Origin of the sequence: Magnetococcus marinus MC-1 (assembly GCF_000014865.1) — a bacterium.
Lineage (GTDB): Bacteria > Pseudomonadota > Magnetococcia > Magnetococcales > Magnetococcaceae > Magnetococcus > Magnetococcus marinus.
This window is the reverse complement of record NC_008576.1, coordinates 985,832-1,004,413: the sequence shown is the minus strand read 5'-3', so window position 1 is coordinate 1,004,413 and position 18,582 is coordinate 985,832. Positions and strand designations below refer to the sequence as shown.

The 18,582-nt window shown below is 53.7% G+C and carries 15 protein-coding genes and 1 pseudogene; 7 read left to right on the top strand and 9 right to left on the bottom strand.

Annotated features, from left to right (window positions below; all coding sequences use genetic code 11):
• The first annotated feature begins 31 nt into the window (after positions 1-31).
• Positions 32-715 carry a phage integrase central domain-containing protein gene (locus MMC1_RS19590; RefSeq protein ID WP_049757608.1) on the top strand — a complete coding sequence of 228 codons (684 nt, stop codon included), beginning with the start codon at positions 32-34 and terminating at the stop codon, positions 713-715.
• Here the strand turns inward: MMC1_RS19590 and MMC1_RS04090 are convergent.
• Positions 708-1,799 (bottom strand): hypothetical protein, encoded by a 1,092-nt coding sequence (locus MMC1_RS04090; RefSeq protein ID WP_011712483.1) that lies wholly within the window; start codon positions 1,797-1,799, stop codon positions 708-710. The genes MMC1_RS19590 and MMC1_RS04090 overlap by 8 nt on opposite strands.
• Before the next feature lie 50 nt (positions 1,800-1,849).
• Positions 1,850-3,793, bottom strand: coding sequence for a DNA/RNA helicase domain-containing protein (locus MMC1_RS04085; RefSeq protein ID WP_049757606.1), 1,944 nt, complete (start codon positions 3,791-3,793; stop codon positions 1,850-1,852).
• Between the two features lie 130 nt (positions 3,794-3,923).
• Between MMC1_RS04085 and MMC1_RS19585 the strand changes: the two genes are divergently transcribed.
• Positions 3,924-4,802, top strand: coding sequence for a Fis family transcriptional regulator (locus MMC1_RS19585; RefSeq protein ID WP_011712481.1), 879 nt, complete (start codon positions 3,924-3,926; stop codon positions 4,800-4,802).
• Positions 4,799-5,068, top strand: a complete 270-nt coding sequence (locus MMC1_RS04075) for a hypothetical protein (RefSeq protein ID WP_011712480.1) — start codon at positions 4,799-4,801, stop codon at positions 5,066-5,068. Before MMC1_RS19585 ends, MMC1_RS04075 begins: the two co-directional genes overlap by 4 nt.
• A 266-nt stretch (positions 5,069-5,334) precedes the next feature.
• Here MMC1_RS04075 and MMC1_RS20865 read toward each other — a convergent pair.
• The 4 genes and pseudogenes from MMC1_RS20865 to MMC1_RS04055 form a co-directional block, all read right to left on the bottom strand.
• Positions 5,335-5,955 (bottom strand): annotated as a pseudogene (locus tag MMC1_RS20865) (transposase); the annotation flags it as partial.
• On the bottom strand, positions 5,952-6,776 hold the full coding sequence (locus tag MMC1_RS04065; RefSeq protein ID WP_011712479.1) for an ion transporter: 825 nt from the start codon (positions 6,774-6,776) through the stop codon (positions 5,952-5,954). The gene MMC1_RS04065 and the pseudogene MMC1_RS20865, both read right to left, overlap by 4 nt.
• 549 nt (positions 6,777-7,325) lie before the next feature.
• The gene (locus tag MMC1_RS04060; RefSeq protein ID WP_011712478.1) at positions 7,326-7,745 is read right to left on the bottom strand and encodes a BLUF domain-containing protein; all 420 of its coding nucleotides are present in this window, start codon (positions 7,743-7,745) and stop codon (positions 7,326-7,328) included.
• Positions 7,746-8,086: 341 nt separating this feature from the next.
• Positions 8,087-8,716: a hypothetical protein gene (locus MMC1_RS04055; RefSeq protein WP_011712477.1), complete on the bottom strand. Its 630-nt coding sequence runs from the start codon at positions 8,714-8,716 to the stop codon at positions 8,087-8,089.
• Between the two features lie 348 nt (positions 8,717-9,064).
• On the opposite strand from MMC1_RS04055, the gene MMC1_RS04050 reads away from it, so the two are divergent.
• From MMC1_RS04050 to MMC1_RS04035, 4 genes are all read left to right on the top strand, one after another.
• A complete protein-coding gene (locus MMC1_RS04050) occupies positions 9,065-9,664 on the top strand; it encodes a TetR/AcrR family transcriptional regulator (RefSeq protein WP_011712476.1) in 600 nt (199 codons plus the stop codon).
• A gap of 353 nt (positions 9,665-10,017) precedes the next feature.
• Positions 10,018-10,248 carry a sulfurtransferase TusA family protein gene (locus MMC1_RS04045; RefSeq protein WP_011712475.1) on the top strand — a complete coding sequence of 77 codons (231 nt, stop codon included), beginning with the start codon at positions 10,018-10,020 and terminating at the stop codon, positions 10,246-10,248.
• Between the two features lie 9 nt (positions 10,249-10,257).
• Positions 10,258-10,860, top strand: coding sequence for a sulfur carrier protein DsrE2 (gene dsrE2 / locus MMC1_RS04040; RefSeq protein WP_011712474.1), 603 nt, complete (start codon positions 10,258-10,260; stop codon positions 10,858-10,860).
• Positions 10,861-11,387: 527 nt separating this feature from the next.
• Entirely contained in the window at positions 11,388-13,808 is a 2,421-nt protein-coding gene (locus MMC1_RS04035) for a methyl-accepting chemotaxis protein (protein WP_011712472.1), read from the top strand.
• 325 nt (positions 13,809-14,133) lie between these two features.
• Here MMC1_RS04035 and MMC1_RS04030 read toward each other — a convergent pair whose 3' ends face one another.
• The 3 genes from MMC1_RS04030 to MMC1_RS04020 are packed head-to-tail and all read right to left on the bottom strand — an operon-like array spanning position 14,134 to position 18,574.
• Positions 14,134-17,112, bottom strand: a complete 2,979-nt coding sequence (locus MMC1_RS04030) for a type III restriction-modification system endonuclease (protein ID WP_011712471.1) — start codon at positions 17,110-17,112, stop codon at positions 14,134-14,136.
• Positions 17,109-17,555 carry a type II toxin-antitoxin system death-on-curing family toxin gene (locus MMC1_RS04025; protein ID WP_011712470.1) on the bottom strand — a complete coding sequence of 149 codons (447 nt, stop codon included), beginning with the start codon at positions 17,553-17,555 and terminating at the stop codon, positions 17,109-17,111. Before MMC1_RS04025 ends, MMC1_RS04030 begins: the two co-directional genes overlap by 4 nt.
• On the bottom strand, positions 17,555-18,574 hold the full coding sequence (locus MMC1_RS04020; protein WP_011712469.1) for a hypothetical protein: 1,020 nt from the start codon (positions 18,572-18,574) through the stop codon (positions 17,555-17,557). Before MMC1_RS04020 ends, MMC1_RS04025 begins: the two co-directional genes overlap by 1 nt.
• Positions 18,575-18,582 lie beyond the last annotated feature (8 nt).

Sequence of the window (18,582 nt, the reverse complement as noted above, 5' to 3'; positions counted from 1 at the left end):
CGTCGCGACGAATCCCGCCGCCTATTGGCGGATGGAATCCGATCCGGGCGAACACCGCAAGGCCACCAAAGCCGCCAAGATTGCCGCCGAGGCAGGTTCTTTCGAGACGGTTACCTTGGAGTGGTACGCCCGACACCTCCCCAACTGGACCGACATGCACTCCACCCGACTGTTGCGTTTGTTCCAACGGGACATTTTCCCTTGGATCGGCAACCGCCCTATAGCCGACATCACGCCCCCGGAACTGTTGTCGATGTTGCGCCGTATCGAAAAGGAAGCCGGTCTGGATGGTGAACCCCAAGCTGGGGGAGGCGTTGGCGGAATGCTCACCGTGTGCGGCGTAGGGGCGGCCCGTTTGGCCCATTGGCCCAACATCCTGCAACCGCTTATGATTGCGGTGAATGTAATGGGCCAGCGGGCGGCCCACCCTGGCCCATCAGCGGACCGGGCCAGCCAATGGGCCAAACCGGGCCAGGGAGCGGCCCATCAGAATGCTTTGAATAACATACCATTGCATCCTGATGGGCCAAATGGGCCGGGGGTGTCACCCCCACCTACCATGTGGAAATTGCCGAGGTACTTCCCAGGGCGTCCCTATGCGGGTTCCGTGCGACCCCGACACGCCGCCAGCGTGCCACTGGCCCATAGGGGGTTCCGGTTCCTTGGCCTGGACAATCTGAACCCACTTCTGGTAATTGTGGATATGCTCAATTGATACGAGAGTAGGTTCGACGATCAAGGACTCTTTGTACCTGGCCGTTGTCAATTGCCCCAACCTTTTCTTGGATTTTATCTGCCGGATAACCCAATGCAGATAAATACCTGATTTCCCGGACCTGATCAGCAGTCAATCTATTTTCTCTGCCACAGATTACGGCTTCTGCATACCCTGGATCATTCCATTTCTCCGCGACACCTGGATTAGGAACCCCAATTCTTGGATGGTCATGGAGATATCTATCCAACAATTCCTCACGTGATTCTGTGTCAATTGAATCTGGCCCGGTTTGAATTGACAGTTTATGCAATGAGCGCACACCCTCATACCCCCCAGGAATCATGTTCAATCCTTTCCCATACTTCGAGGAAAGGCTATACTTATCAACCAAATACTCCTCTGCATCCATCGCCTGATCTTCAGATAGGCCAACAGCACACAGAGCCGTAATTATTCCGGACAGCTTTGGGCGGGAATCAGAGACATTGTTCATCTCTGCTGCTCGTGCAGAAATAAGATCCCCTAATTTTCTCGGAAATAATCGCTTTGATTGGTCACGAGTTGAGGCTGTGACGTGTTCCATGAACCGCTTATTCCATCCGCGCCTTGTTATTCCATAATAAACAAACTCTTCGCCATTATCAGCAAACAAACCATGAAGATACACAGAATATGTTCCATTTAAACTGCCTCTCCCCTTTAACAGAGCACGCAGTGGAATTTCAAGTCTCATAGGGATATCAAGAGCAAAAGACTTCATGATGAAAAATACAACAGGAGCAGATTGCGCCTCGTCCTTTTTATTTAGAACAGTGCAAGCATGGAGAGTTTTTCCTGTGTTTTTATTAAATGTTTGAGTCACTTCAATAATCAATCGACCATCAATTGGCAGGCTCGGAAAAAGAGCAGGATTCATGCCTTTTTGGTTCCATTTTACTATTGTTGCGGGAATTTTGGTTTTTTTGTTTAATTCAATAAGGGATGAATCCAGAACTTCAGCGCAACGACTCACTTTGAACGTCAATCCATCAATCAAATGATGCATTGCTGAAAGGTCAACAAATTTTAATTTCTTTCCCATAAGGAACCAGCTTTGCCTTAATTGTAAGGAGAATTATATGTGTTTATAAGCTACAGCGAAACACATCCTGCCATTTTAAGGGTTTTACATCCTAAGTCGAATTGTCGTCTTTTTCTGGTTTGATCGTCATCATCTCCAAATGGGACAAAAATCCCCAAACCAGCCCGCGCCCGAGTCAACAACACCCGGTAGGTGTTGAGGCGATACATGCGGGCGTCATCTTTACGGACCATCTGCCATTTCGGTGCCCGCATAGCCCGGGGTTGCCAGCCATCATCCCAGATCAAATCCCCACCCCAACAGATCCCAGCATAGTCGATTTCAAGGCCCTGGCAGACAAACTCACTCAACGGGACTTCCAGAGCATTGGAGGAGCGATAGTCCCCGGATGGCTTCAGAAACCAATGGGCCACCTGGTCCAGTTCGTTGGAGCGTGGCGAAGGGGGGATGCCATCGGCAATCAGCCGAACCGCCCCCGAACTGGCCAACAGTCCCACCCGCTGGTTTCCCCGGCACCGCTCACGAAGCCACGACTTGAGCATGGGCAGATCCCGGGTGATATAGGCCGGTGGTGCATCCATCCCGCGGGCAATGCTGGCGGCCTCCTCAATTCGCCCGCCGAGCAACGCCGCCACCCATTGCCCATGGGATGGCGTTCGGTAGGATCGCAACCCCGCGGTCAAGTGGATAGATGGCTCCTCCACCAACTGGAGGGCATTCCGCTGGCTATGCATTCCTGAAAGGATGCCGTCGCCAACATACTCCCCACCATGGATGGCATCATATCCCGCATGGACCACCCAACGGTTTCCATCCTGTGCAGCCTCCTCAAGGGCCTGGCCCCACAAGGCAAGACCACCTTCCCCCCGGTTGATTTCCTGTCCTGGCCCCACCAGGCAGACCAGACAGGCCCATGGCATACGGTTGAGGATATCTAAAAACAAAGCCGGTTCCGAACGCTCCCTGCCCAAGAGCTTTTTCCCGACTTCGGCGTCCCAGGCCCGTTGGGCTTCATCAAAGACCAGAACATGTTCAGGCGGCGCTTCCCCTTGGGAGTGCTCCTTGAGGTAGTCCAGGAGGTTCTGTAGGCCCTGATACACCTGCCGCCTGGCTTCCTTTTTGGTCATCCCACGGCTTGCGGCGTCTTCTGCCAATGCTTCCCGAAGAACATGGACCAAAGGCCGATTCCCTGACAGCAGAGCCGCGGGTTCGCCAGCTACCCGCCCGGCATCCCCTGTGAACACCAGATCAAGCCCCAGCATCGTTTTCCCGGAGCCTGGCGTTCCCGAAACGAAACAGATCCGTCTGGAACCTTTTCGCTTCGCCTGAATGGCAATCTCCTTGAGGCGGTTGGCCGCCGATTCCAACACTTCCGCGGACGCATCAGCCCTGCCGATTTCAGCGACGGCATGGCCAGCGTACACATGGCGGGCTGCATCCACGATGGATGGCGTTGGATTGTAGGAAGAGGAGTCAAAGGTTTCCCAATCCAACTGGGGCGCTCCATCATTAAACCGTTGGATCATGGCCAGGCAATTGGCCAGACCGCCAGCATTGCATTGGAGCACGGGGGAAACGTTTTCGAGCACATGAATGGATGGGGGTAAATCTACAGGGGGGGCGTGTTCGGCGCATACGATGGGAACGACATTCCGCCCCCGGGACCCAGCGTGGAAATCCCGAAGGCAGAGCGCATAATCTTCAACCTGCTGCACATCAGAGGAGGAGCAGGTACGAGAACCCACCTTGAATTCCACGACGGCGATGGTGCCGCCGATGATCACGACAGCATCCAACCGCCTGCCGAGCCTTTGAAGAGGCATTTCCAGCAAGACACCCCACGGGAGCACATCTGTCCCCAGTGTTTCAAACGCACCCTGCAAAATGTCTAACTCCCTCTTCCAGGCAATCAACTGCTGCTCTTCATTGCCTGAATGGATCAAGGAGACACGAACGGCCAGTTGTCCCAGAATTTTTTCAAAATCGGCCTGCAAGAACGATCCAACTGTCCCAGCCCAAAATGACCTTGTTTCCGCCATTGCGACCCCTTGTAAAGAAAACTGAAGATGCGTTGATAGTCAGATATATTCAAGGGCAGATATTTGGTCAGATATGGAGAAAACAATGGCCGATGCTGTGGCCCTGCTGCTGGAACGCATGGAGGCGGTAAGAGACGCCTTCCGCCAGGCCGATGGCGACGCCCGCCAAGCCCATGAGCAACTGCGCAGCCACCCTGTGGGCATTATCCCCTGGGAGACCTTCCAGATTCATGCCCCGATGCTACTGGCTGCCTGGGATGCTGGGTTCCAGGCGGGCCTCCGGGTGGGCGCGGATGACGACGACCAAGGGAGCAACCACGACGCTCCCCGCCGCCTGGCCGGGTGGTCCCTTAATCAACACGCCCGAGGATACTGGCGCGCCTTCCGCAAAGTGGCGGGCAAAAGCCGCTGCGTCTACCTGGGCACCAAACTGGACCTGGGGCGGCCCGGGAGAAGCTGCACGCCAAGAACGCCGAACTGGGGGTGGACCATGGCAACCCAGGCTGACATCGCCGCCCACCTGGACCTGTCCGAACGCCGGGTGCGGGATCTGCTTAAGGAACTGGGCTTGCCCGCCCGCAACCCGGACCTGGACCAGGTGCGCACCGCCTACTTGCGCCACCTGCGGGCGGTGGCGTCGCGCCACAAGTCGAAAGGCGGCCTGGACCTGACCACGGAGCGGGCCAAACTTGCGGCGGCGCAACGGGAAAAAACCGAAATCGAGGTGACCCGGCTGCGGGGAGAGTTGATCCCAGCGGACGAGGTGAAACAGGCGGCCTTCGCCCTGGCCCGCCGGGTGCGGGATCGGCTGATGCTGGTTCCCCACCGCCTTGCTGTCACCCTGGCCGCCGATCCCAACCCCGCCGCCATGGAACAGAAGATGGAAGAGTCCCTGCGGGAGGCGCTGGAGGAACTGGCCGACCGCGCCCATGATGACCGCCAGCCAGAGGAGGTAACGGCATGATGACCCCATCCGGAATCGTGGAACGCACCGCCTACGCCATCGTGGGCCGCATGGTGGAGGCCGCCGAAGCCGCCAAAACAGTTCTGGCCTGGGCGGAAAAGGCGTCCCAGACGCTCCCCCACGCCACAGTGGCAGCGGAAGCGATGAAAGCCGGTCTGGCCGGTCGTGCGATGCCCGACGCCGACACCCTGGCCGCCGAACATGAACGCCGGGTGTGGGAGGAAGCCGCCCGGGTGCTGGAAGAATTGGCTTCACAAAGGGAGTGAAGCGCCGCCCACTGCCCACCAGGAAGCATTAAGCGGGGGCAACTTTGGGGGCACCTGAAAATCCATATTATATTTTCATCATTGTTTATCAATATGTTGTTCTGACTATTCAATTGTTGGTTGGCCACCATTCAAAAACTCAGGGACCAACTCCCTGGTGAAGAACCGCCTGATCTGTCCCGGATTGGGCGGTTTTTTTCATGCCTGAATTCTTCAAGGGGAATGTCCCGAACTCTGTTGAAATTCAAGGGGGTGCCTGATTCGTCTTACGCGGCCTCAGATTGTTTTGGAAGTAACATTTCAGCCAAGGTCTTTTGCGTATGCTGCTCAAGCTTGACCTTGAGCTGAGGCAACTCTCTATAGGCTCGTAATCGCTGAAATCCTTTTTGGGCCTCCAGCATACCGGCAACTCTCCACATGAAACGCATGTTGCTGTTTTTCCATCGCTTGATATTGCGTGTCACGTTACAAATGGTCCCATTCAAATTTTCAATGCGTTGGTGCTAGCCAGCGCTCCGCGCAGTGCCGGTGGTAATCCAAGCCGAATAAGTCAAAGAATCTCATCCAGCCCTTCCAGAAGAGTGGCTGCGGCCTGCTGATTGGTTGATTTTAGGCGGTTGGCCAGATTGCGCAGCAGTTTTTCAGCTCGTTCTGGGCTTTCAGCATCCCACGCCTGCCTAAGAACTTTGCGCGCTGAAATTTTCATGACCCTACCAGTCGGTCGAGGATGTTACGTGACTTATGAACCTGACAACGTTGAATCAGCGCCAACTAGGCCGTAGGTGTTGCCTACGGCCTTATCAGAGCTTTGGATCCACACCACGCTCAATAAAATCATCCAGACGGGCTTGTACTACCATGTCATTCTCAGTGGCACCCACCACTATTTTTTTTGCGGCTGTTGTCGTTGTAAGAGCTCGTTGTTTTGCGCAAGCTGCTTTTCGATCCTATCTAGGCGATCTCCCAGATGGAGCAATGTTTGGCTAATAGGCTCTTGGTGGTGGCCGGTTTTGGCCTCTTCCTCCTGTTCCTTGGTGATGGCCATGGCATCTACAATAATGCCAATAAACAGGTTGAGCACGGTAAAGGTGGTGAGCATGATGAAGGGGATGAAAAAAACCCATGCGTTGGGATGAACGTTCATCACTGGACGCACAATGCCCATAGACCATGACTCTAAGGTCATCACCTGAAATAGTGTGTACAGGCTCTTGCTAAGATCACCAAACCATTCAGGGAAGGTTGCCCCGTAGAGATTGGTGGCCATGACAGCCGCAATATAGAAGACCACCGTCAACAGTGCCGCTACCGATCCCACGCCGGGCAGTGCCAAGAGCATGCCTTGCACCACTCTTCGCATGGTTGGTATGACCGATACGAGCCGCATGACGCGGAATATACGGAAGGTTCGCAGCACCGATAGGCTACCCTGGGCGGGCATAAGCGCGATGGCCACAATCACAAAATCAAACAGATTCCAGCCGCTGCGGAAAAAGCCTCGCACGCCATAGGCGTATATTTTCAGGGATATTTCAACAATAAAGATAGTCAGACAAAGTTGATCCACACGCTCCAGCAGGTTTTGGCTGGAGGCCGATAGGGTTGTATCGGTCAGCAGACCCAGCACAGCGCCATTGAGCACAATAATGGCGGTGATGACGTTTTGAAAGCGTTTGGATTCGATTAAATCTCTTATTTTGCGTGACATGGATTGTTTCTGCCAGAGAGAGGTTATGCTCGCCCACCCCAAATATCTAAGATGACCGACGACACCATCGCATAGGGTCATGGAGCGTCCAGGGGCACACGCACCCAAAGGGGGGGCATGGTGTATCCCCGTACGGGGTTGCGCGGCAAGCCAAAAAAGGGTGTCGGATGGATCAAAGCTCCGCAGGTGCACGAAGGTTGGCGGTGCGCATCTATCCAACAGGCTAACGGTGTCAATAAAAACCCAACCAAACCATGGTTGAGTTGTGATGAGGTTTCTGAGCGTTTGATATTTTTCAGGAAAAACGCGCAACGGTACGCACAAGCCCCTCCACAACGGACACACTTGACCATGCGGAGATGATAGGTGAGTGTGCATACTCTGTAAATTCGAAAATTATGTCCATCATATCAGAAATATTCGATGTTTGCAGGCATCCCGCAAGACCATTTTACTGCCAGCTAGGGAGGATGAAGAGGATCAGAGTGGGGAGCTACTGAATCCAACGAGTCCATGGGGATTGTGTTTAAAGAAGCCAATCCCAAAGGCTCAAGACTGGAACTCTTTTTTTAAATAATTCAAAAAACTTAGCGTTCTATCCGGAGAGAGATTGATAACGGAGTTGTAGGATTCTAGATTATACGGATTCTTTTCCTCAAATTTAATTTCATCAAAAGGGATGTAGCCCATGGACCATTGGGTAAATTTTCTGTGATAATCCGTGTAGGTATGAAGCGTTTTGCATGCGATATGGCGAGGATCGTCACAAATGATTTTATACATTTTTTCGACGTTGCTCGCGGGGCCTTCCAGCAGTTGAAAAAAGAAATCAGAGTTGTAGATGAGCACCCCGGTGAGATTCAATGGTGGGTTATTTTTTCTTGCCGCAAAAAGAATATCACCCAAATCTCCAGGTTTTAGCACATCGGTCTTGCTAACATATATGAGGTGAAAGATGGGGTCTAACATGGGGTTTTCCTCACATCATTGGGTTTGTAGATCCTCACACAATTTAACCATTTTAAAGGGAGTTTTTTTGTTTAGTGCTTTGAAATATATAATACACGCTACCATATTTAATTTTTTGGTGTCAATGGAGGTGGTGTAATCACTCTTGTTGGCCACCATTTTTGCGATTTCACAGTAAAGATCAGAATGAGGTATGCACTCCATTTTTAGACGTGTTCAAAGGCAGGGTTTCCCCAAAAGTCAGTAGCCGATAGAGAGCAAACCATGCGCCCATGGATCACGTATAGCCGGAGATTGTCCCACGATAGAGGGGCATTTTGGAATACCGACAAACGACCGCATTATTGATATTTTTTAATGAGCTCGCCAGCTTTATTCCAATAATCTTGGTTTTTAGATTTTTCCCCATACATCCAGCGTATTATTTTCGCGAATTTTGGGTGATCTTTTTCCCACTGCCGAAAATCAATTGGATGAGTCTGTAATTTCTCACCGAGCGATTGGGCGTGGTTGAACCCCGCAATGGCAAGCAACAGGGTCGAGCCTATAACGAAGGGTAAAAGCAGCAGCTTATATTTTCGGCAGGTCCGCACCACTTGTTCGGCTTTTTTTATGACAGCTCTCTGAGTCATCTGGCGAAAGGAGAGTTGCTCAGGCGGGGGCTCTTTCCAAAGATTTTGATTATCAAACTCTTTTGTTGCGGTGCGATGTTGAAGTTGGGCACGTTTGCGCCTCTGCGCGGTTGATTCATCTTTGCGCACAGGCTCACGGTTTAAAATTTCTTGACGGGTCTTATTCTGCTGTTTTACCCGTTCCCAGTATTGTTTGGCGGCCTCTAATTTTGCCTCGATTTGAGATTTATAGGCACCAGAAGAACGGTTGATGATGCTCTCTTTTTTGGCCTCATTTTTTGCAACGCTATCGCGGAATTTCGCGTCAATCATCTCTTTACGCTGCTTGTCGCTAATCATGACGGTCTATCCCTCAGAATGATGCGTGCTTCGCTGTGTGGTCGGTAAGGTTGAAGCGCATGAGTCATGCCCTATGTTGGATGCAGATTTTGAACCACGCTCTGCTTCGTTTTATAGTAACCGTTCACTTGAGCAAATCAAGATCGACTTTCAAGGAGGATCGCACACAAAACAAGGGGCAAGACCCTGTCCTCTTTGTCCTCTTGCTTTGGACAAACCTGGATAAATAGGTGAAAATGGCTCCGCCCTTTAAATTATACTGGCCGCTGCCATGCTGTAGCGGCTACGTTGAGCCAAAAAATCTTTCCGTTTAATTCACCAATCCATCCCAAGAGGCGCGCAGGCGTGATGAATAAAGAGAGCGATACGAGGTCCCGTATTCTAGATATAGCCCGTGAGCTGTTTCATGGGCGCAGTTATGCGGATGTGGGCATTAAAGAGATTTGTGATCGAGCGGGGGTGCAAAAGGGGTCGTTTTACCATTTTTTTACTTCTAAACAAGAGCTTGCTATGGCGGTCATTGACAGTATGGCCGATGCTTGGGCATTGGGCTTTGTAGCCGAAGCCTTCGATGATGCGCTGCCCCCATTAGAGCGGTTGGAGTATATGGTGGATGCCATCTACTACTGGCAAAAAGCGGCCCAAGACAAAGATCAACAAAAACGCATGCCTGGTTGCCTGTTTGGGAATTTGGCGCTGGAGGTTTCAACACGAGATGAGATCCTGCGCGCGCGACTGAACGCTGTGTTTGCCAAGGCCAGCGGGCAGTTTCACGCAACCCTGAGCGAGGCGGTGCAGCAGGGGGCGTTGCCGCCTATGCAGATTGAAGCGACGGCGGAAGCGATGTTGGCTTTTCTGGAGGGCGTTATTCTGCTGGCAAAAACCCGCAATGACCCTGAAGTCGTGCGCCGACTCGGATCTGCTTTAAAATCGGTGCGGGTGGTGTGACGAGCCTATCTTCCCGAGTGGGAACTTGGGTGGGTATTAGCGGCTTGGTTTTGTGCCACGCATGCATGCTTCAATGGGGCTGACGCCTGCTGTTTGTTTAGCATGTTCACAGCGGAAAGTACGGAAAATAAAGCGTATAGAAGATTTTTCAAAAAGGAGTCGTGTTTTTCTTCTTGACTTGACTGACCGGTCAATTTATACAGAAGCTGTAAGCATATTCTAATATGCTAATTTTTCCACACGGCCTCTGTCCGATCCAATTTCCCCCATGCTTTGGATGGGGATTTTTTTCATCGCTGGACTTGACCGACCGGACAACTATAGAGAGATCGTATCACACCCAGGAGATCATTATGAACCAGTCAGACGCACAATTGGACGCACGCGGGATGACCTGCCCCCTCCCGATATTAAAGGCGAAAAAGATGCTCAATGGGCTCGCTACGGGGCAGGTCTTAGCGGTCATGGCGACCGATCCAGGTTCGGTGAAGGATATGGACTCCTTTTGCCAGCAGACGGGCCATCACTTGATGTCAACCGAGCAGCAAGGTGAGGCCTTGCTTTTTTATATCCGCAAAGCGTAGGGGGTAGCTATGACCACTCAAGCCGCATCCACACTGCCAACAAACCTTGAACAGATGGAAAACTGGTTTGACCAGCGATTTGCGCAAAAGATGGCGGAGCAGCAGGCTAACCACACACCATCCATGACCATTATCGCCACCAAAGGAACTTTGGATTGGGCCTATCCTCCCTTTATCCTGGCATCAACGGCGGCAGCGTTAGGGTGGGATGTCTCAATCTTTTTTACCTTCTACGGACTTAATCTGTTAAAGCGGGATCTGGATTTAAAAATCACACCACTGGGAAATCCTGCGATGCCCATGAAATTCCCTAATGGTCCGCTCAAGGGTAAGCCGCTTAACATTCCAACCTCGGTTATGGCGTTGATGCCCGGCTTTGAAGACATAGCGAGTGGAATGATGCGACAGACCATGAAAAACAAGGGGGTAGCTTCGGTTCAGGAGTTGCGTGATCTCAGCCTTGAGGCGGATGTGCAGATGGTCGCCTGTCAAATGACGGTGGATCTGTTTGAGTATGACCGGCAGATGTTTATTCCTGAGATTGCCGATTGGGTGGGCGCGGCCAGCTTTCTGCCCAAAGCGCTGAAGGCGGATGTTAATTTCTACATGTAGGCGCTGTGATGCACGTTTGGTTGTAAAAGGCCGTCTTGCTGGCCCCATAGCGGCCATTTTTCTTCGACCGCCCCTTAAATTCCGGGAGAATCGGCTGGTTAGCCTCTATCGGCAGATTAGAGCGGTACAAAGCCCCTGCCATGCGCCCCATGGTGGGGTGCTTTGTATCCAGATATTCCACCAGTGGGTTGCGTGGATGTTCATGTCCAACATTGCCAACAGCAGGGTGCTCTATAAAATCGCTTCCGATGATCATAAACCAGTATCAACTTGCCTTTGGGTGATTCCCTATCCACGGTAAAAGCGCGCCTTGATCAATGAGATTTGGTCGTTTTTCCTATCCTTGCGGTCTTTCTACAGGGGAAACTTTATGACTTCACCCTCTTCCTCTCATGCAAAATCTTCTTTTAAGTAACCTGTCTCATATATAGAACCAACTACAAGCAGATTTGGACACAATGTAATCTATTTCTAAAATGAAAAATCGTGTACCATCGGTGCAAATAAAATATTCTGGAGGCGCACCGATGATACGTTTTAACGATCTACCCCTGGCAAAAAAACTGTTGACGGCCTTTATTGGGCTGGCTCTGGTGACAGCCGTGACCGGTTTCGTGGGCGTCAAGGAGATCGACACCGTCGGCGAGCATGCCGAGCAGGTTGGCGCCCGCTTGGCTCCCCTGGGGGATGCCGCCATGGAGATCAAACTAACGGCTACCGAAGCACACCTTTACTTCGAGGAGTTGCTTGGCGGAGAGTATGACGGGAAAATCGAAGAGATCTGGGCCATTCTCGACGAAACCGCTTGGTATGCCAACGCCATAATCAACGGCGGTGAAAATGACGAAGGCCATTTTTACCCCTCCAGAGATCCCCAGGTTGTGGCAAAAATGAAGACGTTGCTCACCCAGTTGCAGGTGTTTCGGCAAGCTGCTGAAGAGCGTTACGGCTTTCTCTCACAGGCGGAAACCACCGGTAGCGGGGTCGACCAGGCATTCGACGCGCGTTATGAAGAGGTCCAGCAACAAATTGACCAACTTTTGGAACGCATTGAGTCGATCCCTTCGCCCCTCAACGTCAAACAACTCGCCGTCAGTAAATATTTTCTCGCCGATGGCCACCTTTTTCTGGAGGAGGCCCTGGGCGGGGACGAATCGGTGAAAATCGAGGATGTGCTGGCCCAGTTTCAGGAGGCCGTGCAGCGGCTGGAGTCGGTGGAATCCAGTTGGCCCACCGCAGCCGAACATAAACTCTCCAAAGCGGCGGCAGCCCTGAAAACGCTGGCCACCCAGCGCTACGAAAATACACAGCGCTCCCTACAAGCTGGGACCGAGGCGGAAAAGCGCTTTCATGAAACGTTCAAATCTTTCATCAAGGATGCGGACGATGCCGAAGAGTTGATCCACGCAGACATGGCGGCCGGCATGCAGGAGATGGCGACTGAAATCAGCCGGGCAGAGATGTTGACGGGGCTCATCACCCTATTTGCCTTGGTGCTGGCCTTTTTGTTGGCCAAACTGATCGGTCGTTTTGTGACAGAACCGATGTTGGCCTGCATCGATGTGGCCACAAAAATCGCCAATGGGCGGTTGGGTAGCCGGGTAGAGCTGAGTCAGAACGATGAAGTAGGTCAACTGGCCGTAGCATTAAACTCCATGAGCGAGCGGTTGCAGGGATTAATCGAGGGCTTCATCGAACAATCCCGAATTCTAGGCAACTACTCTGGCGACCTGCAAGCCCTCTCTCAGCGGATGACCGAAGATGCCAATTTGGTCAAAAATGGTTCAAAACAAGCGGAAGCGTCCGCAAGATCCGTCTCTGTGCAGATGAGTGACGTCAACGCAACCATTGAAATAAATACCCGTGATTTGAACGCCACCGCCCAAGCCTCCGATCAGATGAGCGAGAACATGACCACCATCTCGGCCGCTGCCGAAGAGGCGTCGGTCAACCTCACCCACGTTGCCAGCGCCTCCAAACAGGTCAACCAATCCATGGTGGAGGTACAGGGTGCCGTGGGCCGATCCCGGGAAGGGGTGCAGAACGTTGCTAGCGCCATCGGTGCGTTGAAAGAGGCACTTGATGCCATCCGCCAGCAGGGGCGCGATGCGGCCAAAAGCTCGCAAATGGCCGCACAGGAGGCCCAGAACATGGCCCAGGTGATCGACGCTCAGGTAAATGCCAGTAACAAGATTAGCGAAGTGGTTGGGATCATCCGTCAAATCGCAGGACAAACCAATATGCTGGCGCTCAACGCCTCCATCGAGGCGGCAGGCGCAGGGGAAGCCGGTAAAGGCTTTGCCGTGGTGGCCAACGAGGTCAAAGATCTGGCCCGGCAGACCGGCGACGCCACCAACACCATCTCCAATAACATCGATGAACTTCAAGCTGGCAGTGGTCAGGCGCACCGCAGCAGTCAGGAGATGCTTACCCGTATTCAGGAGCTAAGCATCGCCAATGACCGTATCGTGGACTCTGTAGATTACCAGTACGGCACCATGGAGGAGGTCAATCAGACTGTGATTCAGATCGCTGAGGGAAGCGTCGAAGTGGATCAACAGCTCGCTCAGTCGGTTCTTAACATGTCCGACTCTGACGTTAACCTTTCGGAGGTGACGCTGGGCATTGAGGAGGTGACCCGCAATGTTGGAGGTATCTCAAATGCGGTGCAGGAGGTAACGGACAATGTCAAAGGTCTCTCTGAGGGGGGCGAGCGCATTTCCGCCTTGGTTGCAGATACGGCGGAAGCCGCCAGCGCCTTGCAGCGCATGATGGTAGAACTGGAAAAAACCGCGGAGAAGTTTGTCGATATGAGCCACTCTTTGCAGAAGCAATCTGGCAACATCAACGACATCGGCAGCGCCATTCAGGAGCGGTTGGGGTTCTTTGAATTGATGGACCGCCACACCTCGTCTGCCGCTCAGAAGAAGCGGGCAAGCGCTGCTTAGGGTTGTTTTGGATGAGCGCCCCCTGCCAAAACATGGTTTGTCCGGGTTTTGGATAATGTTTGGTTGGTTCTTGGAAAAATACCGAGATTGGAATCCATCGGTGATGCGGCTGGCGTGACGCTTACCCTCAATTGGCGATGTGAGTCCTTTTCAATACCAAACAGAGGGCTTCAAGTCTGCATAAAAAAACGGCTCTAAAAAGGAAGCCCACAGCAGCACAGCATGGCGATGGTATTGGCGATCTCGGCGGCGATTTTCTGTCTTCTACCTTGGTCATCAACGTCATCTCCGCACAGCAGGTGCAGGTTAACCAGAGGGTCGCATATTACAACTGCGCCATCAGGTCATCGCTGTTGGTGGCCACCACATAGCGCGCTGGATTCTCGCCTACCGCCAGTGCCTTGAAGTGAGCCTTGCCGCAGGCGATTTTGGCTTTTTCCTTATCCCTGAGATCGTCAGCGAACAGCTGCCCTTCAACACGCCCCTTGGTTTCCACCACGAAGTACAGCCTTTCCTCGCCGTCCTTCTCCACCAACACTGCCCAGTCCGGGTTGTAGGTTCCCAGAGGCGTAGGCACCTTGAACCAGCCCGGCAGCTTGGCATACACCCTGACGGCCTCGTTCCGCTCCAACTGCTCTGCAAACAGCCGCTCCACGCCGCCGGAATCGTAGATGACGTGCTCAAAAACCGATTTCTTGGCATCCTTCAGCATGTCCTTCAGGTATCCCGTCAACTCCTCCTGCTCGAACAGCTCCTGGGCATAGAACTGGTCGTCGCCGATACGCTGGTAGCGGATGCCGTCCACCAGGGCTAGGCGTTTGGCGCGGTTGATCGCCTCGGTGGCCAGTTCGATAAACTGCTGAGGGTTGTGGGCGAAGTCGCTGAGCCTACCGCTGCCGGTCAGAATCCGAACGATGCTCCGGCGGGTCAGCTGGGTGTTGTCCTGCAGGACCGAGAGCAAGTCGGGCAGTTCGATGTCCCGCTCGTCAATGGTGATCGGGGCGGCTTTGGACGTCTCCTTGGCTTGAACGCCGCCCTTGCCGATGGCCAGATCCGCCTTGCTAATCTGCAACCGGGCGCGGGAAACCGGCGGCGCACTGCCGATGGCCTTGGCGCACTCCTCCAGCAGACGGTCGTTGTCGAACTCTACTCGGTAGGTGGTCTTGTGCTTGATGCGATCCCACAGGGCCTGAAACTCGGGGCTGCACAGCACCTCCTTGCGGACTCTGACGCTCTCCCGTTCGTCGGCATTCTTGATCTCCAGCCGCCCCGCTAGTTTCTTCAGGATCTCCTGAATCTGCGGGGCCTGGGCGTTGAAGGCTTCTGGAACGTCCAGGGTTCCCTCCTTTAATGCGGTACGCAGGGCGTCCTGGACCTTGCCCTTGGTATCCACGTAGCCGGTTGCATGGAGGTGTTTCCAGAGTGCCTCCGACTTCTCGACCCCCAAGGGGGACTGGCGGCCATGCTCGTCAGTGACGGGGATGGTGGCAAACTGATGCTTCTCCACGACCCCGAAGCGGATGCCGGTGTCGGCCTCGATCTCCTTCTGCAATGTCTCGGCGAACTGCTCGTAGCTCTCGGTGGCGATGACCGTCAGGGTGTTGATGTCGAAGCCCCGCTGGCGTTCGCCGTTCTGGTTGACGCACAGGCGCAGGCCGCGACCGATGGATTGGCGGCGGGCCAGTTCGGAGCCCATGTCCCGCAGGACGCAGATCTGAAAGACGTTGGGGTTATCCCATCCCTCGCGCAGGGCGGAGTGGGAGAAGATGAACTTGAGCGGCGTCTCGAATCCCAGAAGCCGCTCCTTGTCCTTCATGATCAGGGTATAGGCCCGTTCGGCGCTCTCCCGGTTGGCCTGGTTGTTTTCGGCGGTATCGGTCCAGGAGCCCTTCTTGTCGATGGAGAAGTAACCGTCGTGAACCTGGGCCGGCAACGTTTCGGTGTCCACCTCGCGGAACAGGGTGTTGTAGTCCGGGTGGCGAATCCAACGGCGGTACTCCTTCTCGAAAATCTCGGCGTATGGACCCTTTGCCGGATTGCCTTCGGCATCGTAGGCGCGGTAGTTGGCCACCGAGTCGATGAAGAACAGTGACAGCACCTTGATGCCGAGGGGGCGCAGGCGCTTCTCCTTGTCCAGGTGCTCCTTGATGGTGCGCCGGATCATCTGGCGCTTCATCTCCTCCTGGTCCACGTCGCCAATGGCCTCTCCCAGACGAAGGAAGGTTTCGCTGCCGGGTATGCGCACCTCCAGGAATTCATCCCCTTTGGCCACCCGGATTTCACCGATGCGGTGGTCTGCATAGAGGCTGCGTTCGGTGATCTGCTCCAGGTCATCCCCGTCCTGCACCGTGACCGTTTTGCGGCGCACCGCCTTTCCTTGCAGCGCGTCCACTTCCACCTTGGCGGCGATCCGGCCCCGGGTGTTGCTGACGGAGAGGAGCCGGAGATACGGCTTGTTGTGACCGCCTTCCACCTCCAGGGATGCAACCTCGATCTGTTTCACCAGACGGCGCTCGTAGGCATCCACGGCGTCGAGGCGGTAGATCATGTGGTGCTTGTCCACATGGGTGGCGGAATAGCGCAGGGTGCAGAGGGGGTGCATCTCGGAGAGGGCGGCCTTGCCCTTGCCGGTCAGGCCACCATCCACACTCTGGGGCTCGTCCACGATCAGCACGGGTCGGGTGGCCCGCACCAGATCGATGGGCTTTTCGCCGCCGGTCTTCTCGCTCTCCTTGTAGAGGTTGTTCACGTCCTGCTTGTTGATGGCGCCGACGGTGACCACCATGATCTGGATATTGGGACTGGTGGCGAAGTTGCGCACCTGTCCCAGCTTGCCGGAGTCGTAGAGGAAATATTCGAACGGGGCGTTGGCGTAGAGGCCCCGAAAATGCTCCTCCATGATCTGAATTGACTTGTAGACCCCCTCCTTGATGGCCACCGAGGGGACGACGATGACGAACTTGGTGAAACCGTAGCGCCTGTGCAACTCGAAAATGGTGCGCAGGTAGACGTAGGTCTTGCCGGTGCCGGTCTCCATCTCCACGGTAAAATCCATGGTGGCCAGAGATGACGCCGGACGCAGCCCGTTGCGGAGTTGGGCCTCCTTCAGATTGGCGTGGACTTCATCTTCCAGCATCTTCAGGCGGTTGCCGATGCCAAGACGATCCTCTCCATAATCCAACGTGCCCGATGGCAAGGTCACCGTGAACTCGGTTCGCCCAATCTCCTGGCCCCGAAACAGGGCGCAGACCGACTCGATGGCCGCCAGTTGATAATCCAGGTCTGGTTCAAAATGAAGTTTCATGCGGGATGCCCCCCCGATATGGCGTGATAAATTTTCAGTTTCAACGACTCATCGTCCGAGTTGCCGTCCAGATGGGCTGTAATGATCTCTCGGAGCAAATCCTTATCGATGTTCCCAGCGGCCACGTGATAACTGATGTTCTCCATCTCTGGCAGAAAGGCGTTGGTGCAGTAGAGATAGCCGTTCAGCAACAGCATTTGGGCACAGAGCACAATGGCAATCCGCTTGTTGCCGTCCTGAAAACTGTGAAACTTGCAGGCACAGAAAAAGAGATGGGTCAGCTTGTCGGCCATGGTCGGGTAATAATCATCATTCTGGATGTGCTGTAATACACTGTCGAGTTTACCCAGTTCCAAATGGCCATCGGAACCGCCGCCGCTTTTTTCAACGGTGAGTTTGTGGCTCTCAATCGCCTGTTCAAGGGTAAGGTAGATCAAGGCCACTACCCGCGCTCCTTCAGGCGTTTGAGAACCTCCTTGGCCTCTTCCAGCCTCTCAGCCAAATCCTTGCTCTTATCGCCAATAAACCGTTCGAAGTCTTCTCTTTGGACAGGGGTGATGTACTCTTTGAGTCGTAGATGGAGTGCATCCCGAAAGGCCAGATCCCGACTTGCCATCTTGTTGCGAGCTTTTTCGACCAACGGGTTCCACAAGGCTTGGGACTCGAATTCTGCAAACAGAGCATCCACTTCCCAAGTGCTGAGAGCGCTTCCCTTTTCCCGGCATTTCTTCTGCAACAGGTCGGCGAACCCGCTTTCATAGGCCGCGATCAGGTCAAGGACTTCCGCATAGAACGTGTCACGGATCTTTTCGCTCTGCTCAAGCTTCAGAACCTGCCTGTATTCATGAGCCTTTTCCAGGAATATGCTGACGTAGATCTTATTGGTAAAGACCGCATATTTAAAATTGCCCATCGCCACGCAGTCCCGCAGCGCGTCCGTAAACTGTTTGCGGTAGTTTTCGCCTTCAAAAGCCGAACTGAGAAACTCTTCATCACGTTTATTGATGTATTTGGTTCCACCGCCGGTCCGCTGATTGATGGTGTCGATGACGATATCAAGGATGGCTTGCCGCAGAAGTCTTGCGCGAGGGCTTTCCGAAACCAGCATGGCAATGTTGAGGAATGCCCGAAAATCGAAGATGCCGAGCGCCGTGGTTTTGGTCACGAAATCCATTTCGTTACCACCGTGGGCAACAAGAACTTGTTTGAAACTTTTCAAACGGTTACCACGGAGCACCTCATAGCCGTTCTGACGCAGTTCGTCTCCATGCCTGTCGAGATAGTTGTCGATGGTCCTGGGGGTCACTTCGAAGAAGGCGGACACCTGTTCCTTGAGCACCACCGTTCTACCCTCAAACGGAATTCCCTGAATGCCTGCCGCTTTCTCGATTTCAGCCAGCGCATAGGGGTTGTTCAGGATATTCTGGCGGTCGATTGGAGAGTTGGTGAGGTCCTTGCTCATCGTCATCT